Below are 26,123 nucleotides of genomic sequence, written 5' to 3' on the forward strand. Positions count from 1 at the left end.
TCAAGCCTTCCAGGGTTTGGCGTTTCCAATTTTCCCGTCGGGCGAACATGCACGCGCGCGAAACCCCGGTGTGGGGTCCACGTTCCTGCTTGCTCTCTTCCATCCGGACTGTGACCGTCGGCTCCGGAATCTGACCGGATCTGCTGACCTCCGAAGTAGACCTCCGAAGCGCTCGCGGGCTTCGATCTTTCGATCGCTACCGCCGGTGGGGAGTTTCACCCCGCCCTGAGAACAAGAGCGACTATATAGATCGGCCGTGCCTGGTCAAACGCATGACGCGACGAAAATCCGGGAAATCGCGACAGATTTTTTCCGTGCCGTATCGCTCCCGGACAAATCTGTTCCCGTCGGGAGCCGCCGTAGTCTGACCTCGGCCGCGTGCCGCGTCGCCGCCACGAGACATTTATCTGCGGACGCGACGCGGGGCTTCGTCTTCGGCGGCGATCGCGCGTGCGGACCAATGGAGCAGCGCCTGCCTGTCATCAAGGCAAGTGACCGGTGCTTCGTAGTAGCGGTGCACGACCACCGGTTTGCCGCCCTTGTTGTAGGTGAACGGCTGACATCCTTCGCTGAGAAGCGCATCTCTCAGGGGCTGATCAACCCTGAAATAGAGGCGATCCTTGATGCTGATGGCGAACTGGCGATCAGCGACAAGATAGGCCCAACCGCCGAAGAAGCGGCCTATGTCAACGGGACCGATATCCGCGAGTTCTTCGTGGATATGGGTGACGAACGCACTCGGCTGCGCTTTAGTCATGGCGGCCGCCGGTGCAAAATGCGCTGTTTTTCATTCGACGGTTCAGGCAATCTCTCCACGGCATGTGCAAGGCAGCTACTGCATGTTTCCTTAAATCCTATTCGATTTAGGGATAAAAACATGCAGCACTTCAAAGCGCTACAGCGACCTTTGCGCGTAACAAGACGCACGCGCTGTAGGGGGACGCTGGAGATCTACTCGCGGATGACGAGCAGGTCCTTGGCGGCAAAGCGGAGCGTGACGTTCGAGCCGAAGGCCGGCGGCGTCAGGCCGGGGTCGTTGAACATGTCGAAGGAGATGACGTCGCCGCCGATGCGCAGCTTGGTGCGGATGACCGAGCCGAGGAAGCTGGTCGAAACCACCTCGCCGGTCAGCGCGGTGTCGCCCCTGGCGCTGTCGGCGATCGAGCCTGCCTCCGGGCGCAGCGCCAGCGAAATGTTGTCGCCACCCTTCATGCCGGCGATCGGCTCCTTCAGCGACACCTGCTGGTTGCCGATGGTGACAGCACCGGCGGCCGGGTCGGCGACCTTGGCTTCGATGATGTTGAGCGTGCCGACGAAGGAGGCGACGAATCGGGTCGCAGGGGTGTTGTAGATCTCGAACGGCGTGCCGATCTGGTCGGCTCGCCCGGAATTCATGACGACGATGCGGTCGGAGATCGACAGGGCTTCTTCCTGGTCATGGGTGACGAAGACAGTGGTGATGCCGAGCTGCTGCTGGATCTGGCGGATTTCCTCGCGCAGCGACACGCGGATCTTGGCGTCGAGCGCCGACAGCGGCTCGTCGAGCAGCAGCACCTGCGGCTTGACGGCGAGGGCGCGCGCGAGCGCCACGCGCTGCTGCTGGCCGCCGGAAAGCTGGTAGGGGAAGCGGTCGGCCAGGTGCTCGAGCTTGATCAGGCTCAGCATCTGCTTGACGCGTGTATCGATCTCCGACTTCTGCGCCCCGGCGACTTTCAGGCCGAAGGCGACGTTGTCGTTGACGTTCATGTTGGGAAACAGCGCATAGGCCTGGAACACCATGCCGATGTTGCGCTGGTTGGGCTTCAGCGTTCCCTGGTCCTTGCTGTCGATGGTGATCGTGCCGCCCGACGGCGTCTCGAAGCCGGCGATCATGCGCAGGATCGTCGTCTTGCCGCAGCCTGACGGGCCTAGGAACGAAACGAACTCGCCCTTGTCGATGACCATGTTGAAGTTGTGCACGACCTGAACCGGGCCGAAGGACTTCTGGATATTGTTCAGTGTCAGGAATGCCATGTGATCAAGCCTTGGCCGGAGCGGATTTCTGGATGCGGGAAACGAGCTGGATCAGACCCATGCTGAGCCAGGTGATGGCGAATGCGATGACCGCGAGCGCCGAAGGCTCATAGGCCTTGTTGGCGCCGACGAGCTGCAGGTACGGACCGAAGGCCGGGCGGTTGAGCAGCGCGGCCATGGTGAATTCGCCCATGACGATCGCAAAGGTGATGAAGGCGCCGGAGAGCACGCCACTCATGACGTTGGGGAAGATGCAGCGAAACAGGATCGTCGGCCATTTGGCGCCGAGGCTTTCGGCGGCTTCCGTCAGCGTGCGGACGTCGATCGCCCGCATCGCGGTATCGACCGCCCGGTACATGTAGGGCAGGGACAGCGTCATGTAGGAGAACATCAACAGCGCATTGGTGCCGGAGATCGAGCCGGTCAGCGGGATCCACGACGAGGAGTTGTAGAGGCGCAGATAGCCGAAGACGATGACGATCGCCGGGATGACCAGCGGCAGAAGGGTGATGAATTCGATGATCGGGCGCACCTGCGGCAGGCGAAGGCGGACCCAATAGGCGGTCGGCACCACCAGCAGCATGCCGAAGACGATGGTCAACACGGCCATCATCATCGAATAGCCGAAGGTCTCGCGGAACTGCAGGTCGGAGAAGACCGAGCGATAGGCGTCGAACGAGTATTCGCCGCGGCGCATGCGCAGCGAGAATTCCAGCGTGCCCAGCAGCGGGATGATGAAGTAGCTTGCACCGATGGCGATGGCGATCCAGGCGCCGAGACGTTGTGCTTTCATTTCTGCCACCGTTCGGCGCGCATACGCAGCCAGATATAGAGAACGTTCGAGATGCCGGTGATGACGATCATGCCGAGCGCCAGCGCATAGCCGAGGTTCGGATTGTGCAGCACGTCGCCGCGGATCTGCGCATAGAGCAGGATCGGCACGATGTTGAGCGAGGACCCGGTCAAGGCATAGGCCGTGGCGATCGCGCCGAAGGCGTTGGCAAACAGCAGGAGCGTGGTGCCGAGCAGGCTCGGCCACAGGATCGGCAGCGCCACCATGCGCCAGTACTGCCAGGTCGAGGCGCCAAGGATTTCAGAGGCTTCGCGCCATTCTTTCTTCAGACCATCGAGCGCCGGCGTCAGGATCAGCACCATCAGCGGGATCTGGAAATACATGTAGGTGATGGTCAATCCGAAAAACGACAGCAGGTTGAAGCCGGTCGAATAGAGATTGAAGCCGAACCATTCGCGCAGGAAGACGGTGACGAGGCCGGTGCGCCCGAGGGTCGCGAGGAAGGCGAAGGCGAGCGGCACGCCGGCGAAGTTCGAGGCGACGCCCGAAAAGGTCAGGAGGCCCGAGCGGATCCAGGTCGGCACGCCGCCGAGCACGATTGCCCAGGCGAGGAAGAAGCCGATCAGCGCGCCGCCGATCGAGGACGCGATCGAGATCCGGATCGAGATCCAGTAGGCGCTGAGGATCGAGGGCGTGAACAGATCGCCGATGTTCTTGAAGGTAAAGCTGCCATCGGGCGTCAGGAACGCGCCGGTGACGAGATAAAGCGTCGGGATGATCAGGAACAGCAGCGCGAAAAGCATGAAGGGGGCAATGCCGAGCCAGTCGATGACGGCTCGCTTGCTGATCAAGGTCGGTGAAGCGGTGCTCATATAGGCTTTCTGTCCCGAGGCTTGCAGTGACCTTTGCGCGTCCGCATGAACGCACAAAGATCGCCTTAGCGCTTTGATTTGCTGCAAAATTCCTTAGATCGATACCGAGCTAAGGAATTGTGCACGAGATTAAACCATGTCGCGCAAAAGCGTGTTGCGGTTTGCGACAACGACATGCGCAAAAACAAGACCTTAAAGCGCAGCAAGCGAATCCTGGTGATCGTGACGCGCTTTAGGGAAACCTCCCCGCGCCGAGGCGCGGAGAGGCGGAAGTCATGGATATTACTGCACGTTTGCGCCGACGACGCTATCCCACTTGGTGGTAATCGCTTCCTTGCCCTTGGCCTGCTCTTCGAGCGTCGGGAAGACAGCCTTTTCGTAGGCTGCTGCCGGCGGCAGCTTGTCGAGCAGTTCCTGCGGGATCTTGCCGTTCTTGGCGAGGTCGTTGAAGCGGATCGGGTGGCAATAGCCCTTCAGCCAGCCGAGCTGACCTTCGTCGGAATAAAGATACTCCATCCACAGCTTTGCCGCGTTCGGGTGCGGCGCGTAGGCCGAGATCGCCTGGACGTAGACGCCGGCGACGACGCCCGAAGCCGGAACGACGACTTCAACCGGCGGGTTGCCGTTGAGGCTGTCGCGCCAGGAAAGGCCGTTGTAGTCCCAGGCGATCACGACCGGGGTCGAGCCCTGCGCGAGCGAGGCGGACTTGCCGATAACCGGAACGAAGTTGCCGGCCTTGTTGACTTCGGCGAAGAAGCCGAGGCCCGTTTCACCAGCCTTGACGGCATCGGTTTCGCCAGCGGCGAGGCCGGCGGCGTAGACGGCCTGAACCGCCTGGTTGGAGGCGCGCGGGTCGCCGGCCATGGCGACCGAGTTGGCGTAGTCCGACTTCTTCAGGTCGGCCCAGTCCTTCGGCACGTCCTTGACGATGTCGGTGTTCACCACGAAGGAGAGAACGCCGTAGTAGTCGCCGTACCAGTAACCTTCGGCGTCCTTGGCCGAATCCGGGATCGAATCCCAAGTGGAGACCTTGTAGGGCTGGATCAGGCCTTCGGCCTTGGCCGACGGACCGAAGGAGAGACCGACGTCGATGACGTCAGGCGCCTGCGGGCCGGTGTTGCCCTTGTTGGCCTTGATGGCTTCGATTTCGTCGCCCGAACCGGCATCCGGGTTCAGCTCGTTGACTTCCAGGCCATACTTGGCCTTGAAGCCTGCGATGACGTCGCCATAGCCGCACCAGTTGTGCGGAAGTGCGATGGTGGTCAGCGAGCCTTCCTTTTTGGCGGCGGCGATGAGCTCTTCGCTCGGCTCGGCAGCGGCGATGGCCGTCGTTGCCAGAAGCATGGCGGTGGAAAGCGAGAGCAGGCGTTGAGTCGTTGAAATCACTGGCGTTCTCCTTATGGGTTTTCAGTCAATTTCGGCGATGCTGTTAAAGAGATGCGATGAAACTTGTGTGACAGCGATCTGTCTGTTCGCGCCGCGCATGTCGTTGGAAGAACAATTCTTTTTTCGACACGGCGCCTTCACTGAAACACACGTGCATAAAATTCCGTGAACGTGCCGGCCACTCCTCCTAAACCGGTTTGCGAAAGATGCGGGTCGAATCGAACAATCCCTCTAGCGTCTTCATCCGGTCGCGGGTTGCGTCCCAGTTGGTGCTCTGGACGGCCTCGATCAGGGCCTCGACCAGAAACAGGATCACCACTGAACTGTCCCAGGCCGAGGGCACCTCGATCTGCGAGCGGAAGACCTTGGAGGCGGATTTTGCCACCGGCGAGCTCCAGCGATCGGTGAAGAGGACGATCTCGACGCCGCGTTCGCGCGCCGATTTCGCCAGCGTCTCCATTTCCTGCTCGTAACGGCGGATGTCGAAGAGAATCAGCACGTCGCCGTGGCGCATGTCGAGCACGTAGTGTGGCCATGCGCTGGCATTCGACGCGATTTCGGTGACACCAGGGCGGATCACCTGCAGATGGGTGAAGAGATAATCGGCAACGGCGCGGGTGATGCGGCCGCCAAGCAGATAGACGTTGCGCTTGCGGTCGGCGATAAGGGCGACCGCCTCGTCGAATTCGCGCGGCTCGATCTGCGCCAGCGTCTCGCGCATGTTGTTCATGGCGGCATCGGCAAAGCGATTGAGCGTGTGGGTGCCCGGCGCGCTTGCGGCCCAGCGGTCATGCTTGGTGATCGGGTTGGAAATCGTGGCTTCCAGCTCCTGGTGCAGCCGCGACTGGAAATCGGGAAAGCCTTTGAAACCAAGCTTTTGCACCATGCGGGCGACGGTCGGAGTCGATACGCCGGCGTTCTCGGCGACCGTGGTGATCGAACCGAGTCCCGATACGGGATAGTTGTCGAGAAGTGTCTCTGCCAACTGTCTTTCCGCGCGGGTCAGCGCGGCGAAGTGGGCGTTGATCACATCCGACACCGTCGTGGGTGTCGCCTTGCTAGTCATAGTCTCCCCTGAACTGGTCTAACGCCAGTTTGTGACAGATTAAACATCGCTGTCACAATTGGAGTCAATCGCAATTTTGAAGAGATCGTTTCAGATTTCGATTGACACTCGCTAATCTCTGAACAAATCTTTTCATTAACGAACGTCTAACGGGGCAAGAGGGGATGCCGGTGTTGACGCGACTTTTGACCGATACAGATGGCGATCCGGTTGCGATCGAGAACGCGGCCGGGAGAGGCGATATCGTTCTCGTTTGCGAACATGCGTCGCGCCGGGTGCCGGAGCGTCTCGGTTCGCTCGGCCTTTCGCCGCAGGCGCTCGAAAGCCACATTGCCTGGGACCCGGGCGCGCTCGCGGTTGCAGAGTTTCTGTCGCGCAAGCTCGACGCGGTCCTGATCTACCAGCGCTTTTCGCGCCTTGCCTATGATTGCAACCGCCCGCCGGAGGCCGACGGCGCCATGCCTGCCGTCAGCGAAGTCTATGAGGTTCCGGGCAACCGCGACATGGCGGAGGAGGAGCGCCGGGCACGGGTCGACGAGATCTACCTGCCGTTTCACGACGCCATCAGCCAGTTCGTGACCGAGCGCAAGGCCAAAGGCCGACCGCCGGTGGTCGTCACGATGCATTCGTTCACGCCCGTCTATTTCGGCAAGCCGCGTTCCGTCGAAGTGGGCATCCTGCATGATGCCGACAGCCGGCTCGCCGATCAGATGCTGACCTTCGCAACCAGGGGCAAGGTCGCCTACGATATCCGCCGCAACGAGCCTTACGGGCCGGCCGACGGCGTTACGCACAGTCTGATCGAATACGGCGTCCACAACGGGCTGCCGAATGTGATGATCGAGATCCGCAACGATCTCATTCGAAACGAGATCGGCCAGAGGGTCATGGCCGATTATCTGGAAGGGCTGCTCAGCAAAGGCGTGGCAGCGCTTTCAGCAAAATAAAGACCCTGGGGAGCGGCTTTGCCGCGGTCCTGTTCCGGCTTGCCGGGGCAGGTGGTGATGGGACCCTGCTGCAATGGGGCGGTCGGGTCTGAAGAAATCAGGGGAAGAAAAATGTCAGACTACAGTGATCTCGACAAAAAGCAGGACATGCAGGTCCTGCATTCGATGGGCTATGCCCAGGAGCTCGAGCGGCGAATGAGCCAGTTCTCGAACTTCGCGGTCTCATTCTCCATCATCTGCATTCTCTCCGGCGGCATCAACTCGCTGGCGCAGGCGACGTCGGGTGCGGGTGGGGCCGCAATCGGCATCGGCTGGCCGCTTGGCTGCTTCATTTCGCTCGTCTTTGCCGTCGCCATGGCGCAGATCAGCTCGGCCTATCCGACGGCCGGCGGCCTTTATCACTGGGGCTCGATCCTCGGCAACCGCTTCACCGGCTGGGTAACCGCCTGGTTCAACCTGCTCGGTCTCGTCACCGTTCTCGGCGCCATCAACGTCGGCACCTATTACTTCTTCATGGGCTCGTTCGGCACGCCGTATTTCGGTCTTGCGGATACGACGCTCACCCGCATCATCTTCCTTGCGGTCATCACGGGCGCTCAGGCGCTGGTAAACCACATGGGCATCGGGCTTACGGCCAAGCTCACCGACTTCTCGGGTTACCTGATCTTCGCAACGGCGATCCTGCTTGCGCTCGTGTGCCTTGCCGTCGCCGACAGCTACGACATCGCCCGCCTCTTCACCTTCTCCAACTATTCCGGCGAGACGGGTGGAAACGTATGGCCGGCGACCTCGGGCACCTGGGTGTTCCTGCTCGGCCTGTTGCTGCCGATCTACACGATCACCGGCTACGACGCCTCCGCGCACACCTCGGAAGAAACCGTAAAGGCGGCAGAATCCGTGCCGCGCGGCATGGTCTCGTCGGTGCTGTGGTCGGCGCTGTTCGGCTACATCATGCTTTGCTCCTTCGTGCTGATGCTGCCGAACATGGACGAAGCCGCCAAGCAGGGCTGGAACGTGTTCTTCTGGGCAATGGACGCGCAGGTTCACCCTGTGATCAAGGACGTGCTCTACCTCGCCATCCTCGTCAGCCAGTGGCTGTGCGGCCTGGCAACCGTCACGTCGGTCTCGCGCATGATCTTCGCCTTCTCGCGTGACGGCGGCCTGCCGGCGTCCAAGGCTCTGGCCAAGGTCAGCCCGAGCTACCGCACGCCGGTGGCTGCGATCTGGACCGGTTCGATCCTCTCCGTGCTCTTCGTCTGGGGCTCGTCGCTGGTCTCGATCGGCGAAACGCCGGTCTATACGATCGTCGTATCGTGCACCGTCATCTTCCTGTTCTTCTCCTTCGCGATCCCGATCACGCTCGGTCTGTTCGCCTGGGGTACGTCGAAGTGGGACAAGATGGGTCCGTGGAACCTGGGCGAGGGCATGTTCAAGCTCTTCGCGGTGCTCTCGATCATCGCCATGGTGCTGATCTTCGTTCTCGGCATCCAGCCGCCAAACGACTGGGCGCTCTACATCACCGTCGGCTTCTTGGCGCTGACTGCGATCATCTGGTTCGGCCTGGAAAACCGCCGGTTCCGCGGTCCGCCGATCGGCGATGAAGTGGCTCGCCGCCAGGCGGAAATCGCCGCTGCCGAAAAGGCGGTCGGCCAAGTCTAACCAATAATAAAATGGGCGGGAGCGCATCTGCAGCTTCCGCCTTTCTTTTTGCGGCCACGGGAACGGCCGCTTGCCGAAACATGGGATGAAATTTGATGAGCTATTCGTTCGAGCAATTGAAAGAGGATGTCGCCGCCGGCCGCATCGATACGGTTCTCGCCTGCCAAGTCGACATGCAGGGCCGGCTGATGGGCAAGCGCTTCCACGCGCAGTATTTCGTCGACAGCGCCTGGCAGGAAACGCATAGCTGCAACTACCTGCTGGCGACCGACATGGAGATGGAGACCGTCTCCGGCTACAAGGCGACGAGCTGGGAGAAGGGCTATGGCGACTACACGATGAAGCCGGACCTTTCGACGCTGCGGCGCATTCCGTGGCTCGAAGGCACCGCACTCGTGCTGTGCGACATGCTCGATCATCACACCCATGCCGAAGTGCCGCATTCACCGCGCGCCATCCTGAAGAAGCAGATCGCGCGGCTGGAGGCGATGGGCCTCAAGGCGTTCATGGCGAGCGAGCTCGAATTCTTCCTGTTCGATCAGACCTATGACGACGCGCGCCAGTCCGGCTATCGCGACCTGCAGCTGGTCAGCGGCTACAACGAGGACTACCACATCTTCCAGACCACCAAGGAAGAGGATGTAATGCGGGCGATCCGCAACGGCCTGCAGGGCGCGGATATCCCGGTCGAGAATTCCAAGGGCGAGGCGTCCGCCGGCCAGGAAGAGATCAACGTGCGCTATGCCGACGCGCTGACGATGGCCGACCGGCATGCGATCATCAAGAACGGCTGCAAGGAGATTGCCTGGTCGCGCGGCAAGGCGATCACCTTCCTCGCCAAGTGGAACTATTCGGCCGCGGGCTCCTCCTCGCATATCCACCAGTCGCTGTGGAGCCCTGACGGCAAGACGCCGAAATTCTTCGACAAGGACGGCAAATACGGCATGTCGGAGCAGATGCGCCAATATGTGGCCGGCCTGCTCAGCCACGCCAGCGAGATCACCTATTTCCTCGCGCCCTACATCAACTCCTACAAGCGCTTCATGGCCGGCACCTTCGCGCCGACCAAGGCGGTGTGGAGCAAGGACAACCGCACGGCCGGCTACCGCCTCTGCGGTGAAGACACCAAGGCGATCCGCATCGAGTGCCGCGTCGGCGGCTCCGATCTCAACCCTTATCTCGCCTTCGCGGCTTTGCTCGCGGCCGGCATTTCCGGTATCGAAGGCAAGATGGAACTGGAAGCGCCCTTCGTCGGCGATGCCTACGGCGGCAAGAACGTGCGCGAGATCCCGCGCACCCTGCGCGCCGCCACCGAGGCGCTGACGGGGTCCAAGATGCTGCGTGCCGCCTTCGGCGACGACGTCATCGACCACTATGTCCGCGCGGCCGAGTGGGAGCAGGAAGAATACGACCGTCGCGTCACCGACTGGGAAGTGGCGCGCGGCTTCGAGCGGGCCTGACAAGGCCGGAAACTTAGATCTCAGTGGCCGGTCCGGTACCAAGGGCCGGCTACGCCGTCATTCGAAATGGAAGCAGGAAGACGATCATGAGCATGATCAAGTGTATTTCTCCGGTGAACGGAGAGGTTTATGCCGAGCGCCCGGCGCTGCCGCTGGAAATGGCCAAGCAGGCCGTCGCCCACGCGCGCCAGGCGCAGAAGAGCTGGGCCCGCCGTCCGCTGGACGAGCGCGTCAACCTGGTACTATCAGGCGTTGCCCGTCTCAACGAGATGGTCGACGAGGTCGTGCCGGAACTGGCCTGGCAGATGGGCCGGCCGGTGCGCCACGGCGGCGAGTTCAAGGGTTTCAACGAGCGCTCGAACTATGTCGCTTCGATTGCTGCCGACGCGCTGAAGCCGATCCTCGTCGAAGAGAGCGACCGCTTTGGCCGTCGTATCGAGCGCGAGCCGCATGGCGTGGTCTTCGTCATCGCGCCGTGGAACTACCCCTACATGACCGCGATCAACACGGTCGCGCCGGCGCTGATGGCCGGCAACACGGTGGTCATCAAGCATGCCAGCCAGACGATCCTCGTCGGCGAACGCATGGTGCGCGCCTTCGTCGAGGCCGGCGTTCCGGCCGACGTGTTCCAGAACGTTTTCCTCGACCATGAGACGACGGCGGCGCTGATCGCGGCGAAAAGCTTCGACTTCATCAACTTCACCGGCTCGGTCGAAGGCGGCCGGTCGATCGAGCGCGCGGCCGCCGGAACGTTCACCGGTCTCGGCCTCGAACTCGGCGGCAAGGATCCGGGCTATGTCATGGAAGACGCCGATCTCGATGCGGCCGTCGACACGCTGATGGATGGCGCTACCTTCAATTCCGGCCAGTGCTGCTGCGGCATCGAGCGCATCTATGTGCATGAATCGCTCTATGACGCCTTCGTCGAGAAGTCGGTTGCCTGGGTGTCGAACTACAAGCTCGGCAACCCGCTCGATCCGGAAACGACGCTTGGCCCGATGGCGCACAAGCGCTTCGCCGCAACTGTGCGCGAGCAGATCGCCGATGCGATCGCCAAGGGCGCCAAGGCGCTGGTCGATCCGAAACTATTCCCGCAGGATGATGGCGGCGCCTATCTCGCGCCGCAGGTGCTTGTTGATGTCGATCACTCGATGGCCTTCATGCGCGAAGAAACCTTCGGTCCGGCGGTCGGCATCATGAAGGTGAAGAGCGACAGCCAGGCGATCGAGCTGATGAACGATTGCCAGTACGGTCTGACCGTGTCGCTGTGGACCCAGGATGCGGACCGCGCCTCGCGCATCGGCCGCGACCTTGAAACCGGCACCGTTTTCATGAACCGCGCCGACTATCTCGATCCGGCCTTGTGCTGGACCGGCGTCAAGGAAACCGGCCGCGGCGGCTCGCTTTCGGTCATCGGCTTCCAGAACCTTACCCGTCCGAAATCCTACCATCTGAAGAAAGTCACAGCATGACGATCACCGCGAACTGGAGCTACCCGACCGCCATCAAGTTTGGCGCCGGCCGGATCAAGGAGCTTGCCGAACATTGCAAGGCTGTCGGCATGAAGAAGCCGCTGTTGATCACCGACCGTGGCCTGGCGCCGATGCCGATCACGCAGAATGCGCTCGATATCCTCGAGGCCAACGGCCTTGGCCGGGCGATCTTCGCCGACGTCGATCCGAACCCGAATGACGTCAACCTCGCCGCCGGCGTCAAGGCGTTCAAGGACGGCGGCCATGATGGCGTCGTCGCCTTCGGCGGCGGTTCCGGCCTCGATCTCGGCAAGTGCGTGGCCTTCATGGCCGGCCAGAGCCGCCGCCCGGTCTGGGACTTCGAGGATGTCGGCGACTGGTGGACACGTGCGAGCGTCGAAGGCATCGCGCCGATCGTCGCGGTGCCGACGACAGCGGGCACCGGCTCAGAGGTTGGCCGCGCCAGCGTCATCACCAACTCCGCCAGCCATGTGAAGAAGGTGATCTTCCACCCGAAGTTCCTGCCAGCCGTCACCATCTGCGACCCGGAACTGACGGTCGGCATGCCGAAAGTGATTACCGCCGGCACCGGCATGGACGCCTTTGCCCATTGCCTGGAAGCCTATTCTTCGCCGTTCTACCATCCGATGTCGGCCGGTATCGCGCTTGAAGGCATGCGCCTGGTCAAGGAATACCTGCCGCGCGCGTACAAGGACGGCACCGATATCGAAGCACGCGCCAACCTGATGAGCGCGGCCGCCATGGGTGCCGTCGCCTTCCAGAAGGGGCTCGGCGCGATCCATTCGCTGTCGCATCCGGTCGGTGCGATCTACAACACCCATCACGGCATGACCAATGCCGTGGTGATGCCGCCGGTGCTGCGCTTCAACCGCAGCGCGATCGAGGACAGGATCGTCAGGGCGGCCGCCTATCTCGGCATTTCCGGTGGCTTCGACGGTTTCTACGACTACGTGCTGAAGCTGCGCGAGGAACTCGGCGTTCCCGACAAGCTTTCCGCACTCGGCGTCGGCACCGACCGTATCGACGAGATGTCGGAAATGGCGATCGTCGATCCGACCGCCGGCGGCAACCCGGTTGAACTGACGCTCGATGCGGCCAAGAAGCTGTTCAGGGAGTGCATTTGACCGCCGGCAAGTCGCTCTAAAGTAACTGACCGTTAATTTTCTTCGGCCCGGGAAACCATTGGTTTTCCGGGCTTTTTCGCGCCCTGCCTGCGGATTGGGCAGGGCGGGGGTTAATCTTCGCCAACGAAAATTTCCAATTCGTTAACCATGTTCTGAAAGGTTCTATTAAGCGGCATTGCCCGGCGAAGCATCGGTTGGGCAGGCCACGGAACACAGGACAGAATGAGGAAGAAGATGGCGGTCATCACATTCGCCAATGCAAAGGGCGGCGCGGGCAAGACGACGGCGGCGCTGATCCTGTCGACGGAACTGGCGAGACAGGGACACCGTGTTGTGGTCCTCGATGCCGATCCGCAGCGTTGGATCACCAGCTGGGCGGAAAACTCCGGCCAGATCGCCAATCTCTCCGTCATCTCGCATATCACGCCGGCATCGCTGGAATGTCATATCCGGGAAATGAAGGACGAAGCCGACTACATCATCATCGACCTCGCCGGCGCCAAGGATCAGATCGTCGCTTTGGCTCTCGCTCTTTCCGACCAGGTGCTGATCCCGGTGCAGGGCTGCGCGATGGATGCGCGCGGTGCCGTGCAGATCCTCGAGCTCATCCGCCAGATCGAGGACAGGTCGCGTGTGCGCATCAACCATTCCGTCGTTCTCACCCGGGTCAATTCTCTGGTGACGACGCGGGCGCTGCAGACCATCAAGACTTTGCTTGCTTCGCGCGGCGTCTCCGTGCTCGACACGCCGATCGTCGAGCGCGTTGCCTATCGCGAGATTTTCGACTGCGGCGGCACGCTTCAGTCGATGGATGATACCCGCGTCAGCAACCTCGACAAGGCCCGCGAAAATGCAGCTGCGCTTGCCAAGGAAGTGCAGGCTCTGACGCCGGTGAGGGCGCGCCGCTCCTGGGCTTCGCGTGCACCATCCTGGGCGACGCGGCGCGCGGCCTGATCAGGGATCGGCATACGAAGTTAGCCGCTTTGAAGACTGCCATAACCGGAATTGATGTTCGTCAATTCCGGTTGAATCGCGTTGCGACCACCCGAAAAGGCTGTTGCCCGTAAGGCTTCCTTTACCATGGGCTTATACCAGTGCTGGTGGAAAGCGATTGCACCTTATGGCGGTTTGCGAGGGTGCAGGTAGCCGCCATGATTGCGGCAAGGATTGTGGATTCGACCTTTCTCGCTTGGTCTCCCGTCCAGCTTCCATGATCCAGCAAGAGCATGCAGGGAAATCGCGCATGAAAACGGAACACGTCGCTGCCGGCAAGGAAGACATTGCCGGTCGTCTCAATTTCATGGCGCTTGACGATGCCGCCAAGGCGAGCCTGAAGGCCCTGAAGCCGATCCTCGAAAAGGAGCTGGCGCCGGCGCTCGACAAGTTTTACGCCCGGGTCAAAAAGACGCCGGAGACGAACCGCTTCTTCTCGTCGGATGCGCACATCAACCGCGCCAAGGGCGCGCAGGTCGGCCACTGGGCCAACATCGCCGACGCCAATTTCAACGACGAATATGGCGCGAAGGTCCGCACCATCGGCCAGGTGCACGCCCGTATCGGGCTGGAGCCGCGCTGGTATATCGGCGGCTACGCGCTGATCGCCGAACATCTGATCACGGAGATCGTCAAAGCGAATTGGCCAAAGGGCGGTCTGTTTTCGCGCCAGACGACCTCGGCGGAAGAGATGAGCGCGATGCTTTCGAGCCTCGTCAAGGGCATGTTCCTCGACATGGACCTGTCGATCTCGGTCTATATGGACGCCTCCGACGTCACGAAGCAGCGCGCGGTGCAGGAAGAGGTACTGGCGACCGAACGCAAGCTCGTCAGCCAGACCTTCGGCGTTGCCCTGAAGAAGATCTCCGACGGTGACCTGACGGCGCGCATCGCCGCCGATTTGCCGGTTGCCTACGAGGAACTCGGCGAGAACTTCAACCATGCGATCAGCGAGCTTGCCCGCGCGATCGGCGGCATCGAGGCCGGCGCCAGCCAGATCCATCTGAGCGCCAAGGAAATTGCGGCAGCAGCCAACGATCTCGCCAAGCGCACCGAACGCCAGGCGGCAAACCTCGAGGAGACGGCCGCTGCCGTCGAACAGGTGACGCGCACCGTCAAGCAGACGGCCGAAGGCGCCGATCAGGCGAACTCGACGGTGATTGCCGCCCGCGCCAATGCCGAGCGGAGCGGCGAGGTGGTCAGCCACGCGATTGAGGTGATGCAGGAAATCCAGACCTCGTCTGCGAGCATCGCCCGCATCGTCGACGTCATTGACGAGATTGCCTTCCAGACCAACCTGCTTGCGCTCAACGCCGGCATCGAGGCGGCGCGTGCCGGCGAGGCGGGCAGGGGCTTTGCGGTTGTCGCTTCGGAAGTGCGGGCGCTCGCCCAGCGCTGCGCCGATGCGGCCAAGGACATCCAGGGCCTGATCGCCAAGTCGCGCGGCCAGGTGGATGATGGCGTCAGCTCGGTCAACCAGGTCGCCCAGTCGCTGCAGCAGATCGTCTCGCAGGTGGTCGAAGTCAGCTCGGTCTTCGGCAACATCCGCGCCAGCACGGCGGAACAGGCCACCGGCCTGCAGGCGGTCAATACGGCGATCGGCCAGATGGATCAGATCACCCAGCAGAATGCTGCCATGGTTGAAGAAGCCAATGCCGCGAGCCAGGCGCTGACGGTGGAATCAGAACAGATCGCGCTGAAGCTGAAGGCGTTCCAGACGTCTACCCAGGTTCACGTCGGCACCGCGTCCGGTTATCGCCGCGCGGCCTGAGCCCACGTATCGCAGTATGGGCAATAGCGCCTCGGATCATCCCGGTCCGGGGCGCTGTCTATTATAGCCAGAGTTTTATGAGCGCACTTGGATCGCCGCGAAGTTCGTAGGAATTTCGGCGTCCGCTGTGATCATGGTAAGTTTTGACCACTCAGTCAGCCCCGAGCTTGTCTTCGTGACGTTCCGTCCCCGGGCTTCACTTCTCCGGTCGTCATCCTCGGGCTTGACCCGAGGATCCCGTTCTGCAGTTCCACGAAAGCACATGCCAATTTCGCGTGGCAGGCCCTGGATCCTCGGGTCAAGCCCGAGGAAGACGGAGGATGGGGTGCCACCTGCGCATGAACGTGCGTCGACATGGCGCCCGTCTCAGACGGAGTTCACCATCTTCGATGTCTGCAAGGGATGTCTCGTCGCGCGTTGACGAAACCGCTCAGAACCGGCGGTCGACCAGATGCTTGGCCTGTGCGCCCGCATGGTAGAAGGCGGACTTGACGCTGCGCCAGGTGTCGGGCGTCACAGGCGTTTCGGCAAGCGGGATCGCGGAGGTCTGGCCGGTGACGTGGTCGGCGAGCGCCTTGCCGAAGACGGTGCCGGGTGCGATGCCGCGGCCGTTGTAGCCGCTGACGGAGACGACGTTCGGCGCCAGCGTATGCATGGCCGGCAGGTTGTTGGTCGTCATGCCGATGCGGCCGTCCCACCAGTATTCGAAGCGGAAATCGCCGATATAGGGGAAGAGCTTGCGCACGGAGCGGGCGGCGAAGGCGCGGTGCGTGCCCTCGGCCATCGCATCGAGCCGGCCGATCGAACCGAAGATCAGGCGGTTCTGCTGGTCCATGCGGAACGAGGTCATGACAAGGCCCGTATCCCATGTGCCCTGGCGCTCCGGCAGGATGCGGCTTGCGACCTTTTCCGGCAGCGGATTGGTGGCGAATTGGAAGTAGGGCAGGATCGTCAGTTCCTGCGTGTGTTCCTGCCACGGGGTCTCGGCAAACATGCCGCCATAGGCATTGGTGGCGAGGATCACCTGCTTGGCCCTGACGATGTTCTGGCCGGCTCTCAGCACCCAGGTTTCGCCCTTGCGTTCGGCGCCGACGAGCGCAGTGTCGGTATAGATCTCGGCACCGGCGGCAAGGGCCGCACGGGCAAGGCCGCGGGCATAGGCAAGCGGCTGGATCGTGCCGGCGCGACGATCGAGAAGCGCACCGGAGAAACCTTCAGCGCCCGAGAGCGCGCTCGATCGCTCGGCCGAGAGAACCTCGACCGGCGCTCCGCGCTTCTTCCATTGGGTCTCGCGGTCGCTGATATCCTTCAAGCCTTCGGCGCCGACGGCCATGTGCAGGGTGCCGTTGCGGACGGCTTCGCAGGAGATGCCGTGCTTCTCGACCAGGGCATAGACCATTGCCGGGCCGTCGCCGAGTTCGCCGAGCAGGCGGTTGCCGGCCTCGAGCCCCAGCGTCGCGATCAGATCGTCGGGCTTGACCCACATGCCGGCATTGACGAGGCCGACATTGCGGCCGGAGCCGCCGAAGCCGATCATCTTCGCCTCGATCGCCGTGGCCTTGACGCCTTTTTCCGCGAGATGAAGTGCAGCCGAAAGACCGGTGAAGCCGCCGCCGATGATGGCGACATCTGTCGTCAGGTCGCGGGCAAGCGGGCGCGTGTCCGGCGCTGCCGGTGCCGTCGCATGCCAGAGGTTGGGCAAGGTGCGCTCGGTCGCCATCGCGGACATTCCTTCGGTCAAGGGCCTGAAATTTAGAGGTGGCTAAGTGATAGGGCCATCGCCTCGAAAATTCTCATGACAATGTTTCATGAGGTCATGAGGGGTTTCATGAGGTCATGAAGGTTGACTGTGGGGCGTCCGCAAAAAAATGACCGCAGCCGGTTCGTGGGCGGCCGCGGTCTGGGTCGTGTCGGTGGAGTAGTCGGGTGTAAATGTCTTTGCCGGGTCGGCGGTCCGCCGCACCGGCCCTATGGGTTCCGATGAAAATAACCTGACCGATGACGTCATCGATCAGGCAAGCTCATTTTCAACGGAGACATGTCGCTGTCACTCCCCCAATTGGGGGACGGGATGCGAAAAAAGCTGCGATTTCAGTCAATTCCACCGGGGTTCCTACGCGGCAACGCTTGCCACGGTCGGCAAAGAAGAAAGCCCGGGTGGTACCCGGGCTTTGATCGTTTTCTGCGGGATGTATCGAGCGGCTGATGCCTCAGTCTGCGAATTCGACCGTGACGCCGACACTCACCATCTTGGCAAGTTCCGTTGCGTCCCAGTTGGTCAGGCGAACGCAGCCGTGGCTCTGGGTCTTGCCGATCTTGGAGGGCTCCGGCGTGCCATGAATGCCGTAGGTCGGCTTCGAGAGCGCGATCCAGACCGTGCCGACCGGGCCGTTCGGCCCCGGCTGCAGCGTCAGGATCTTGTCGTTGTTGCCCTGCTTGAAGTTGATCTTCGGGTTGTAGGTGTAGCCGGGATTGAGCGCGATGCGCTCGACATTGACGATGCCTGACGGCGAGGGCGTGTCGGACGAGCCGATCGTTGCCGGGTAGGCGGCGACGAGCTTGTCGGCGGCATCATAGGCCAGAACCTGCTTGCGGGCCTTGTCGGCAACGATGCGCGCGACCTTTTCCTTGCGGTTTTCTCCGGGATTGATGACCTTGATGATCGTGCCCGGAATGGTGAAGTCCACGCCTGGGTTGAGCTCGCGCAGATAGGTCTCGTCCATGTGGAACTTCTCGCCGAGCATTTCGGTCGTCGCGGTGAAGGACATGTGCGGCAGCATCGCCTTGTGGGCGTAGTCGTCGGGGATCGAGGCGACATAGGGGCCTGCGGCATCGGCGGCCGTGATCGTATAGCTGGTGATCGGCAGGCCGCCGTTCATGCGCAGGCGCTCGAGGATATCTTCGGTGTTGTTCGGATCGAGCGTTTCGCCGGTTGACTGCTGCCAGGCCTCGATCGCCTTGGTGACGTTCGAGCCCATCTTGCCGTCGATGACGCCGGGCGAGAAACCTTCGCGGTCGAGGAAGACCTGCAGCGCGGTGATTTCGGCGCGCGACTTGGACTTGACCGATATGGCCGGCGGCATGGACTGCCGCAATGGCTGCTCATATTGCGGATCGATCGCCGCCTCTTCGCTGCCGTCGATCAGGCCGGGCAGGCTGTTGGGCAGGTCGTTGCGCTCGACCGAGGGCGGCACCACGTCGCGATAGGCCGGATCGCGATAGTCTTGAATGGATCCGGTGACATCGCCCGGCTCGGAATAGCCGTAGCCGCGGTCGCCGTTGCGGCGGTTGGAATAGACATCGACGTCGCCCTGGCGGCGATAGGCGCGATAGCCGTCGGACGGTACTACGGTTGCGACCACGTTGCCCCAGTTGTCGACCAGCACGGTGCGGCCGCGACGGTCACGCATGGTGCGCACTTCATCGGGGCCCGGCATATAGTCGAGAATTTCGCCTTCCGGCGTCACCAGCATCACGTCGCCATTGCCGCGGCGATTGCGGCCGTAACCTTCCTGAGCAAAGGCGGATGCAAGATCCACGGCGAGGAAGCCGGCTGCGGCGAGGAGCGAGAGGCCGGTGCGGGTCGCTGACGTCACGATAAAACCTGTTCTCATGGTGGTTGATGTGGCGCGGTACATTTGGATTTCGACGTTAATGTGAAAAAAGTGAATTCATCATGAATAAGCGGTTAAATTCTATCTAGGCGCACCCTTAGCAGCTTTCAACCGATGAAAAACAGCCCCTGTCGGCTATCATGTCTTTGTGATCGCTGTGATTCCCGTGAGTTGGACTGGAGGCTGGTGCATGCGAACGAGATTTGATGCACCCGATAACGAACAGGAGAATCATCTGCTGTTCGACCGTCTGTCGGCACTCGATATTGCCGCCTTCGTCGTTGATGGCGTCGATCTTTCGCCGGGTACCGCGATCCCCTCCGATGGCGACCCGCGCATCGACCGGGCACTCGCCGGTTTTCTCTTTACCTGCGGACCAGACCACATCCGCCATCCCGAACCGATTGCCGGCCGCGGGGAAGGCACGCGCTATCCCTTGCACGGTTCGCTTGCCGGCACGCCGGTCAAGCACACGCACATGTCCGCCGACACCACGCTTTGCATCGCCACCGTCGAGGTCAATCTTGCCGATGGCGGCCACGCGCTCCTGGAACGGCGCTGGCATGTGGATGCGGACCGACATGAGGTGATGCTGGAAGACCGGCTCACCAACACCGGCGCCGGCGCCTTTCCGCCGATGATGATGTACCACCTCAATATTGCCGGCCGACTGGTCGGCGACGCGACCCGCATAACCAGTCCCTCTTTTGCCGAGGGTGAACGGGCCTGGCGCTTCGGCGAGGGCGAGAGCGCGCATTTCTGCATCCCGGCCAGCGTCGGGGCCGGCGGCTGGTCCGAAGTGGCGCTTTCGCCGCTGGTCGGTGCGGGCGGGAAGTGCTTGGCGGTGCGCTTTCGCGCCGACACGCTGCCTTACTTGCAGATGTGGCGCTGTCAGCGTGGTGCGGCCGATGTCATCAGCATCGAGCCTGCGTCGCATCGCCTCGCCAAGCGGCCGGAGCTTGCTGCTGCCGGTGAGCTGCAACTGCTCGAGCCCGGGCAGACACAGACCTATGCGCTTGCCTTCGGTGTCTCCTGACTGAGCGATTGGAATTGACGCCGGCGGGCACCGCGCCTACATCAGTGGCCAAGGTTTTTTGCAGGGATTAAGCGACCATGGACATCCGCCCGATCAACGATGAATACTCGGTTTCCGGCCAGATCACGGTCGAAGACCTCGACCAGATCAAGGCGCTTGGCTTCAAGTCCATCGTCTGCCACCGCCCCGATTTCGAGGCGCCGGACCAGCCGACCTTCGATTCCATCGCAGCGCGCGCGCAGGAGCTGGGCATCGAGACCATGCACATCCCGGTCGGCCCGATGGGCGTGACGGCGGATGCGGTCCAAAAGATGGTCGACGCGCTTGACGAATTCCAGCGCCCGATGCTCGGCTATTGCCGCTCCGGCGCTCGCTCGACGGCGGTCTTCCAGCAGACACAGCATATTCGCGGCTGAGCCGGCCTACCGCAGCATAAGGGCGCACTTCGTGCGCCCTTTGCGACGATGTGTCCTCGGGTCCACATAGCCCCCAAGGGATGCATGCCCCAGGGAATGCGCACCTGACGCGCCGGCTCGACCGCGGTTCGGATACACGAACGGCGGAGGATATGGCATGACGGGAATACATTTGATCGAACGCGAGCAGTGGGCTGAAAAGCCCGATGTCTGGCAGGGCGAGTTCCAGGGCGGCTCCTATGGCGCCGACGTTTCGGTGATGTTTTATACCACCGACAAGGTTGGCGGCGGGCCGAAGCTGCACCGTCATCCCTATCCCGAGACCTTCATCATCCGCACCGGCCGCGCGCTGTTTACCGTCGGCGATCGCAAGATCGAGGCAGAAGCCGGGCAGATCGTCGTGGCGCCGGCCAACGTGCCGCACAAGTTCGAAAACCTCGGACCTGGGCGCCTGGAAACCACCGACCTGCATGTGACCGGTGCGTTTGCGACGGAGTGGCTGGAATAAGCAAGAAGCGGCAACTCAGTATAGAGGAGGACACCACCTCCCTGCGTCGTCGACACGACGCAGCTGGATTCCTGTGACAAGCACAGGAATGAGGGAGCGCTAGGAGGTGTCGCAGCGCGCATGCCGCGTTTGCGGAGATGTGCGATCACGTCGGAAACGGGCTCGGTTGGCCGCAACAGTTCCATGCCCTCATTCCTGTGCTTGTCACAGGAATCCAGCCACGGCGCGTCGGCGCCGTGATTGAAGCGTGCTCGAAGGAAAACCTGCCCGTTCCGCTCAGCCTTTCCTTATTTCGCTCAGCGTGCGCGTCGGGGTGATGGCTTCCGGATCGAGCTTGATCTCGATGATCGCCGGCTTGCCGCTGGCGCGGGCGCGCAGGAATGCATCGGCAAACTCCTCAGTCTTTTCCACCGTCTCGCCGTGGCCGCCATAGGCGCGGGCAAGGGCGGCAAAGTCAGGATTGGTCAGGTCCGTGGCGCTGACGCGGCCGGGATAATCCCGCTCCTGGTGCATGCGGATCGTGCCGTAGATGCCGTTGTTGACAACCACAGTGATGATCGGCAGGCGGTAACGCACGGCAGTTGCGAATTCCTGACCGTGCATCAGGAAACAGCCGTCGCCGGCAAAGCAGATGACTTCGCGATCCGGGTGCAGATGCTTGGCGGCAACGGCTGCCGGCAGGCCGTAACCCATGGAGCCGGAGGCGGGGGCTGCCTGTGTTGCGTATCTGCGGAAGCGGTGGAAGCGATGCACCCAGGTGGCGTAGTTGCCGGCGCCGTTGGTGAAGATGGTGTCTTCCGGTGTGTTCGCCTCGATCCAGTTCATGATCGGGCCCATGCGCACGTCGCCGGGGCCGGTTTCCGGCGGTGTCGACCACTTGAGGTAACCTTCATGCATCGCCCTGGTGCGTGCCGACCACACCGGCTCGGCCGCTGGCGCGAGCCCTTCGAGTGCTGTGACGAAATCGCGGGGGCTGGCGGCGATCGGCAGTTCCGGCCGATAGACGCGGCCGAGTTCGGATGCATCGGGGTGGACATGGACAAGCGTCTGGCGCGGATAGGGCGCATCCATCAGCGTATAGCCGGACGACGGCATTTCGGAGAAGCGCCCTCCGACCAGAAGCACCAGATCAGCTTCCTTGATCTCTTTTGCCAGCGCCGGGTTGATGCCGATGCCGACATCGCCGGCATAGTTGGGGTGCAGGTGGTCGAACAGCATCTGGCGGCGGAAGGAGCAGCCGACAGGCAGGCTCCAGCGCTCGGCAAAGCGCTGGAATTCGGCGACGCTGTCAGCCGTCCAGCGCGTGCCGCCGAGGATGGCGATCGGGCGCTTGGCGCCTTCGAGCAGCGCGCCGAGCTGCTTGATCTGGGACGGACCCGGATGGCCCTCGACCGGCTGGTAGGGCTTTGCCGCTGGCGCCTCGGCGCTGCGCGTAAGCATGTCCTCGGGAAGCGTCAGCACGACCGGGCCCGGCCGGCCTGAGGTCGCGACCGCGAAGGCGCGGGTGACGAATTCGGGAATGCGGGCGGGATCGTCGATCTCGCCGACCCATTTCGCGACCTCGGTGAAGGCGCGGCGATATTCGATCTCCTGGAAGGCTTCGCGCTCGCGAGCCTCGCTCTGGACCTGGCCGATGAACAGGATCATCGGGATCGAATCCTGCCGGGCCACATGCAGGCCGGCCGACGCATTGGTGGCGCCGGGGCCGCGCGTTACCATGCAGATGCCGGGCTCGCCGCTGAGCCGCCCCCAGGCATCGGCCATCATTGCAGCGCCCCCCTCCTGGCGGCAGACGACGACATCGATGTCGGTGTCGTAGAGCGCATCCAGCACCGCCAGATAGCTTTCCCCCGGTACGCAGGCGATGCGTTTGACGCCATTGGCGACGAGCGCGTCGACGACGAGCTGACCTCCAGTTTTCATGCTTTCCTCCCGATAGTCATTCTTTTGTTTTCAGATCACTTGTTTTCAGATCGCCGGCGAAACCGGAGCGATGCTCGCGGTCTTGTCGACCCGGCGTTCCCGCCAGATGATGTAGAGGCCGGAGCCGATGATGATGGAAATGCCCAGCCATTTCAGCGCGTCGGGCAGGTCGCCGAAGACGAGCCAGCCGAAGATCGTCGCCGAGACGATTTCGAGATATTGCAGCGGCGCCAGCACCGAGGCGGGGGCGGAGCGATAGGCATAGACCCCAAGCACGCCGGAGATAGTGGCGGTGACGCCGACGCCGAGCAGATAGAACCAGGTGTTGCCCTCGGGCCAGACCGGGTCGAAGATACCAGATCCGCTGCCTTCGCCGAGCCAGAGCAGTACGAGACAGAAGAGACCGCCCCAGATGCCGGCATGGAACTGCATCGACCACGGGTCCTCATTCTGCGCCACCATGCGCGTCACCAGCAGGAACACCGCCAGGCCGAAGGCGGCGACGATCGGCAGCAGCGCGATCAGGCCCACCTCCTGCATGCTTGGCTGGATGACAAGGAGCGCGCCGAGGAAACCGACGGCACAGGCGGTGTAGCGCCGCCAGCCGATCGTCTCCTTGAGGAAGATGCTGCCGAGGATGGTGAGGATGATCGGCTCGACGAAGAAGATGGCGATGGCGTCGGCCACCTCCATTACCTTCAGCGTGGTGATGAAGGACAGCATGGTGACGACAAGCAGGCCGCCGCGCAGCGCGTGCAGCCCGGTCTTGCGCCAGGTGAGGTCGAACAGGCTGCCGCGCACGAGCACGATCGGCAGGATGAAGACGACCTGCAGGATGAAGCGCACGGCGGTGATCTGTGCCGACGGTACTGTCGAGATCGCGAGCTTGGCGAAGATGTCGATCAGCGGCGACAACAGCACCGAAAGGACCATCAGCGTCAGGCCGAAGGAGATGCGGTCATTGGCGTTGGAGGTCTTGGGGAGGGACATGTCTGCCATGATGATGTCGGGTCAGGTCCTCTTGCCGGCCACAGCCTTGGCGGCAACAGAATGGCCGACAGAAGATTTGCCGACGGCCGATTGGCACCAGGCCGCAAACTCCGCTGTTGCCTTCTCACGGCCGATTTCGTTGAGCGTCTCGTGGCGCATGCCCTCATGGATCGTTACCGATACATCCGTCATTCCGCGCGCCTTCATGCGCTCGCCGAGCCAGCGGACGGCACCGCCGTTTTCGGTCGAGGGATCGGCGCTGCCGCCGACGAGATGAACAGGCAGGCCGGCGGGCAGGCGCGCCAGCCGGTCGGCCCGTGCGCCGGCAAAGGCGAGCCGCATCAGATCCAGCCAGAGCGACACCGTCGCGTCGAAGCCGCACAGCGGATCGGCGATATATTTGGCCACCTCCGCCTCGTCGCGCGACAGCCAGTCGGAATCGGTCTTGCGATCCTTGATCGCCTGACCCCAGGCGCCAAAAGTGAGCTTCGACAACAGCGGGCTCGGCACATCCGAGCCCTTGAGCGCCTTTTCGATCTTCAGGATCAACTGGCCGCCGCGCCCGGCGATACCAGGGCGGAAATTCGAGTTCCAGACGGCGAGTGCATCGTAGAGACCTGGATCGGTCTCGGCGGCGTTGAGCGCGATCAGCCCGCCCATCGAGTGACCGAAGAGGATGACCGGCAGGCCGCCCGGATGGGCGGCGGTGGCGAGCGTGCGCATGGCCCTGATGTCGGCAAACACCTTGTCGAGACCTGAGCTGTTCGAGAACATGGCCAGCGGCGCATCCGGCGCGCGCGTCGCGCCATGTCCGCGATGGTCGTGGGCATAGACGTGAAAGCCGTGGCCGGCCATCGCCTCGGCAAAACGGGCATAGCGGCCGGAATGTTCGGCAAGGCCATGGCTGACAAGAAGAATGCCACGCGCGTCGGCAGCTGCCGGAAAATGGCGCCAGTTCAAGATAGCGCCTGTCGGGCTCTGATGCGTCCTCACCTGCCCGAACATGCCTTCTCCCGGACCAATCGTCAGACTCTGCCGATATCAAATCGATTTACAGGGGAAAGGCAATCGCTGCTTGTTGATCGTTACGCATGAGGTCACAAGCGATTTCGCGGACCTGTAATTAACAGTTCCAATTTTCCCGTTTTGAGCGATATTTGTTCCCGTTTTGTTTTATCGGGAGAGTGTCATGGCATGTTGGAGTAAAGCGGTATCAAGTCCAATGACAATTGTTGCGATGGCGCTGGCAATGCTGCTTGCTCCATCCTCGTTTGCCTTGGCGCAAGAGAAGGTTGATGCCGCGGCGGAAGGCGCCTCGGGCCGCACGGAATATGTGCTTGCCGTCAGCTGGCAGCCGGGCTTCTGCGAGACGCGGCCGCAACGCAAGGAATTCGCCAACCAGACGGCCGAACGTTTCGATGCCACGAACCTGTCGCTGCACGGGCTCTGGCCCTTGCGCAAGAGCTATTGCGGGGTGGCGGCCGAGATGCGCACCCAGGACCGCAAGGGCGACTGGCTCGATCTGCCGAAGCTCGCCATGGCCGATGATACGGCGGCGCGGCTGCTGGTCGCCATGCCGGGCGTTCAATCCGGCCTCGATCGTCACCAATGGTTGCGCAGCGGCACCTGCCAGACGGCACCGGTCGACGACTATTTCGCCACGCAACTGCATATGCTCGACGAGCTCAACCGGTCCGCCGTCGGCGCGCTCTTTCGGGCGCGTATCGGCTCGGAACTCGATGAGAAGGCGATCAAGCAGGCTTTCGACCAGAGCTTCGGCGCAGGGGCCGGCGACCGGGTGCGCATGCGCTGCCAGACGGTCGCGGGACGCAGCGTCATCACCGGCCTGACGATCGGCTTGACGGGAGACGTTTCGGGCAAATCCAGCCTCGCGCCGCTGATCCAGGCGGCGGGGCCGACGGAGTTCAAATGTGCCAAGGGCATTGCTGACGCGGCAGGCCGCGGATAGCGGCTGACAAGGCGCTCCGGCATGGGATAGGCGGGGGCAAACGCCTTTGGCGATTGCCCCTTTGCACTAATTCGCCTACATAGCGGGCAA

At 62.5% G+C, this 26,123-nt stretch carries 22 protein-coding genes and 1 riboswitch; of the genes, 11 read left to right on the top strand and 11 right to left on the bottom strand.

Annotated features, from left to right (window positions below; all coding sequences use genetic code 11):
• Positions 1 to 87: 87 nt before the first annotated feature.
• Positions 88 to 237, bottom strand: a riboswitch (FMN riboswitch).
• A 166-nt stretch (positions 238 to 403) separates the two neighbouring features.
• From ASD52_RS00420 to ASD52_RS00445, 6 genes are all read right to left on the bottom strand, one after another.
• Positions 404 to 757: a TfoX/Sxy family protein gene (locus tag ASD52_RS00420; protein WP_025427774.1), complete on the bottom strand. Its 354-nt coding sequence runs from the start codon at positions 755 to 757 to the stop codon at positions 404 to 406.
• Positions 758 to 951: 194 nt separating this feature from the next.
• Positions 952 to 2,013, bottom strand: a complete 1,062-nt coding sequence (locus tag ASD52_RS00425; RefSeq protein ID WP_025427773.1) for an ABC transporter ATP-binding protein — start codon at positions 2,011 to 2,013, stop codon at positions 952 to 954.
• A gap of 4 nt (positions 2,014 to 2,017) precedes the next feature.
• The gene (locus tag ASD52_RS00430) at positions 2,018 to 2,806 is read right to left on the bottom strand and encodes an ABC transporter permease (RefSeq protein WP_025427772.1); all 789 of its coding nucleotides are present in this window, start codon (positions 2,804 to 2,806) and stop codon (positions 2,018 to 2,020) included.
• Positions 2,803 to 3,678: an ABC transporter permease subunit gene (locus ASD52_RS00435; protein ID WP_025427771.1), complete on the bottom strand. Its 876-nt coding sequence runs from the start codon at positions 3,676 to 3,678 to the stop codon at positions 2,803 to 2,805. Before ASD52_RS00435 ends, ASD52_RS00430 begins: the two co-directional genes overlap by 4 nt.
• Positions 3,679 to 3,960: 282 nt before the next feature.
• Entirely contained in the window at positions 3,961 to 5,064 is a 1,104-nt protein-coding gene (locus ASD52_RS00440) for an ABC transporter substrate-binding protein (RefSeq protein ID WP_025427770.1), read from the bottom strand.
• A gap of 187 nt (positions 5,065 to 5,251) precedes the next feature.
• Positions 5,252 to 6,130, bottom strand: coding sequence for a MurR/RpiR family transcriptional regulator (locus ASD52_RS00445; protein ID WP_025427769.1), 879 nt, complete (start codon positions 6,128 to 6,130; stop codon positions 5,252 to 5,254).
• 173 nt (positions 6,131 to 6,303) lie between these two features.
• Here ASD52_RS00445 and ASD52_RS00450 point away from each other — a divergent pair, with 173 nt between their 5' ends.
• The 7 genes from ASD52_RS00450 to ASD52_RS00480 all read left to right on the top strand — a co-directional run bounded on the left by ASD52_RS00450 (position 6,304) and on the right by ASD52_RS00480 (position 15,577).
• Positions 6,304 to 7,077: an N-formylglutamate amidohydrolase gene (locus tag ASD52_RS00450; protein WP_025427768.1), complete on the top strand. Its 774-nt coding sequence runs from the start codon at positions 6,304 to 6,306 to the stop codon at positions 7,075 to 7,077.
• Positions 7,078 to 7,188: 111 nt separating this feature from the next.
• Entirely contained in the window at positions 7,189 to 8,736 is a 1,548-nt protein-coding gene (locus ASD52_RS00455; protein WP_025427767.1) for an amino acid permease, read from the top strand.
• Positions 8,737 to 8,831: 95 nt separating this feature from the next.
• Complete coding sequence (locus ASD52_RS00460) at positions 8,832 to 10,196, top strand: glutamine synthetase family protein (RefSeq protein ID WP_025427766.1); 1,365 nt, start codon at positions 8,832 to 8,834, stop codon at positions 10,194 to 10,196.
• Between the two features lie 86 nt (positions 10,197 to 10,282).
• Positions 10,283 to 11,668 carry an aldehyde dehydrogenase family protein gene (locus ASD52_RS00465; RefSeq protein WP_025427765.1) on the top strand — a complete coding sequence of 462 codons (1,386 nt, stop codon included), beginning with the start codon at positions 10,283 to 10,285 and terminating at the stop codon, positions 11,666 to 11,668.
• Entirely contained in the window at positions 11,665 to 12,813 is a 1,149-nt protein-coding gene (locus tag ASD52_RS00470; RefSeq protein WP_025427764.1) for an iron-containing alcohol dehydrogenase, read from the top strand. The genes ASD52_RS00465 and ASD52_RS00470 overlap by 4 nt, the downstream gene beginning before the upstream one ends.
• Before the next feature lie 234 nt (positions 12,814 to 13,047).
• Positions 13,048 to 13,767 (top strand): ParA family protein, encoded by a 720-nt coding sequence (locus ASD52_RS00475; protein ID WP_025427763.1) that lies wholly within the window; start codon positions 13,048 to 13,050, stop codon positions 13,765 to 13,767.
• 289 nt (positions 13,768 to 14,056) lie between these two features.
• Entirely contained in the window at positions 14,057 to 15,577 is a 1,521-nt protein-coding gene (locus tag ASD52_RS00480; RefSeq protein WP_025427762.1) for a globin-coupled sensor protein, read from the top strand.
• Positions 15,578 to 16,007: 430 nt separating this feature from the next.
• On the opposite strand, the gene ASD52_RS00485 is transcribed toward ASD52_RS00480, so the two are convergent.
• Both ASD52_RS00485 and ASD52_RS00490 read right to left on the bottom strand, forming a co-directional pair.
• Positions 16,008 to 17,297: an FAD-binding oxidoreductase gene (locus ASD52_RS00485; RefSeq protein ID WP_025427761.1), complete on the bottom strand. Its 1,290-nt coding sequence runs from the start codon at positions 17,295 to 17,297 to the stop codon at positions 16,008 to 16,010.
• A gap of 490 nt (positions 17,298 to 17,787) precedes the next feature.
• The gene (locus ASD52_RS00490; protein WP_025427760.1) at positions 17,788 to 19,215 is read right to left on the bottom strand and encodes a L,D-transpeptidase; all 1,428 of its coding nucleotides are present in this window, start codon (positions 19,213 to 19,215) and stop codon (positions 17,788 to 17,790) included.
• Positions 19,216 to 19,381: 166 nt separating this feature from the next.
• Between ASD52_RS00490 and ASD52_RS00495 the strand changes: the two genes are divergently transcribed.
• The 3 genes from ASD52_RS00495 (at position 19,382) to ASD52_RS00505 (ending at position 21,151) form a co-directional block, all read left to right on the top strand.
• Positions 19,382 to 20,227 (top strand): DUF4432 family protein, encoded by an 846-nt coding sequence (locus tag ASD52_RS00495; RefSeq protein ID WP_057222695.1) that lies wholly within the window; start codon positions 19,382 to 19,384, stop codon positions 20,225 to 20,227.
• Positions 20,228 to 20,304: 77 nt separating this feature from the next.
• Positions 20,305 to 20,643, top strand: coding sequence for a TIGR01244 family sulfur transferase (locus ASD52_RS00500; RefSeq protein WP_025427758.1), 339 nt, complete (start codon positions 20,305 to 20,307; stop codon positions 20,641 to 20,643).
• Between the two features lie 157 nt (positions 20,644 to 20,800).
• Positions 20,801 to 21,151 (top strand): cupin domain-containing protein, encoded by a 351-nt coding sequence (locus ASD52_RS00505; protein ID WP_025427757.1) that lies wholly within the window; start codon positions 20,801 to 20,803, stop codon positions 21,149 to 21,151.
• Between the two features lie 276 nt (positions 21,152 to 21,427).
• Here the strand turns inward: ASD52_RS00505 and ASD52_RS00510 are convergent, their stop codons facing one another.
• From ASD52_RS00510 to ASD52_RS00520, 3 genes are read right to left on the bottom strand one after another with little or no spacing between them, the layout of a single operon-like run.
• The gene (locus ASD52_RS00510; protein ID WP_025427756.1) at positions 21,428 to 23,074 is read right to left on the bottom strand and encodes a thiamine pyrophosphate-binding protein; all 1,647 of its coding nucleotides are present in this window, start codon (positions 23,072 to 23,074) and stop codon (positions 21,428 to 21,430) included.
• Between the two features lie 45 nt (positions 23,075 to 23,119).
• On the bottom strand, positions 23,120 to 24,073 hold the full coding sequence (locus tag ASD52_RS00515; RefSeq protein ID WP_025427755.1) for a DMT family transporter: 954 nt from the start codon (positions 24,071 to 24,073) through the stop codon (positions 23,120 to 23,122).
• 12 nt (positions 24,074 to 24,085) lie between these two features.
• Positions 24,086 to 25,069 (bottom strand): alpha/beta hydrolase, encoded by a 984-nt coding sequence (locus ASD52_RS00520; RefSeq protein ID WP_025427754.1) that lies wholly within the window; start codon positions 25,067 to 25,069, stop codon positions 24,086 to 24,088.
• A 217-nt stretch (positions 25,070 to 25,286) separates the two neighbouring features.
• Between ASD52_RS00520 and ASD52_RS00525 the strand changes: the two genes are divergently transcribed.
• Positions 25,287 to 26,033, top strand: coding sequence for a ribonuclease (locus tag ASD52_RS00525; RefSeq protein WP_081788876.1), 747 nt, complete (start codon positions 25,287 to 25,289; stop codon positions 26,031 to 26,033).
• Positions 26,034 to 26,123: the final 90 nt, after the last annotated feature.

This window comes from Ensifer sp. Root142, from assembly GCF_001426785.1.
In the GTDB taxonomy this organism is placed as follows: domain Bacteria; phylum Pseudomonadota; class Alphaproteobacteria; order Rhizobiales; family Rhizobiaceae; genus Ensifer; species Ensifer canadensis.

What these genes read in the sequence shown, in the direction of transcription:
- ASD52_RS00500 (WP_025427758.1), top strand. Translation starts at nt 20,305, where the DNA reads ATGGACATCCGCCCGATCAACGATGAATACTCGGTTTCCGGCCAGATC.
- ASD52_RS00475 (WP_025427763.1), top strand. Translation starts at nt 13,048, where the DNA reads ATGGCGGTCATCACATTCGCCAATGCAAAGGGCGGCGCGGGCAAGACG.
- ASD52_RS00520 (WP_025427754.1), bottom strand. Translation starts at nt 25,069, where the DNA reads ATGTTCGGGCAGGTGAGGACGCATCAGAGCCCGACAGGCGCTATCTTG.
- ASD52_RS00420 (WP_025427774.1), bottom strand. Translation starts at nt 757, where the DNA reads ATGACTAAAGCGCAGCCGAGTGCGTTCGTCACCCATATCCACGAAGAA.
- ASD52_RS00505 (WP_025427757.1), top strand. Translation starts at nt 20,801, where the DNA reads ATGACGGGAATACATTTGATCGAACGCGAGCAGTGGGCTGAAAAGCCC.
- ASD52_RS00480 (WP_025427762.1), top strand. Translation starts at nt 14,057, where the DNA reads ATGAAAACGGAACACGTCGCTGCCGGCAAGGAAGACATTGCCGGTCGT.
- ASD52_RS00515 (WP_025427755.1), bottom strand. Translation starts at nt 24,073, where the DNA reads ATGGCAGACATGTCCCTCCCCAAGACCTCCAACGCCAATGACCGCATC.
- ASD52_RS00430 (WP_025427772.1), bottom strand. Translation starts at nt 2,806, where the DNA reads ATGAAAGCACAACGTCTCGGCGCCTGGATCGCCATCGCCATCGGTGCA.
- ASD52_RS00460 (WP_025427766.1), top strand. Translation starts at nt 8,832, where the DNA reads ATGAGCTATTCGTTCGAGCAATTGAAAGAGGATGTCGCCGCCGGCCGC.
- ASD52_RS00470 (WP_025427764.1), top strand. Translation starts at nt 11,665, where the DNA reads ATGACGATCACCGCGAACTGGAGCTACCCGACCGCCATCAAGTTTGGC.
- ASD52_RS00490 (WP_025427760.1), bottom strand. Translation starts at nt 19,215, where the DNA reads ATGTACCGCGCCACATCAACCACCATGAGAACAGGTTTTATCGTGACG.
- ASD52_RS00425 (WP_025427773.1), bottom strand. Translation starts at nt 2,013, where the DNA reads ATGGCATTCCTGACACTGAACAATATCCAGAAGTCCTTCGGCCCGGTT.
- ASD52_RS00435 (WP_025427771.1), bottom strand. Translation starts at nt 3,678, where the DNA reads ATGAGCACCGCTTCACCGACCTTGATCAGCAAGCGAGCCGTCATCGAC.
- ASD52_RS00485 (WP_025427761.1), bottom strand. Translation starts at nt 17,297, where the DNA reads ATGGCGACCGAGCGCACCTTGCCCAACCTCTGGCATGCGACGGCACCG.
- ASD52_RS00465 (WP_025427765.1), top strand. Translation starts at nt 10,283, where the DNA reads ATGAGCATGATCAAGTGTATTTCTCCGGTGAACGGAGAGGTTTATGCC.
- ASD52_RS00455 (WP_025427767.1), top strand. Translation starts at nt 7,189, where the DNA reads ATGTCAGACTACAGTGATCTCGACAAAAAGCAGGACATGCAGGTCCTG.
- ASD52_RS00525 (WP_081788876.1), top strand. Translation starts at nt 25,287, where the DNA reads ATGACAATTGTTGCGATGGCGCTGGCAATGCTGCTTGCTCCATCCTCG.
- ASD52_RS00495 (WP_057222695.1), top strand. Translation starts at nt 19,382, where the DNA reads ATGCGAACGAGATTTGATGCACCCGATAACGAACAGGAGAATCATCTG.
- ASD52_RS00445 (WP_025427769.1), bottom strand. Translation starts at nt 6,130, where the DNA reads ATGACTAGCAAGGCGACACCCACGACGGTGTCGGATGTGATCAACGCC.
- ASD52_RS00510 (WP_025427756.1), bottom strand. Translation starts at nt 23,074, where the DNA reads ATGAAAACTGGAGGTCAGCTCGTCGTCGACGCGCTCGTCGCCAATGGC.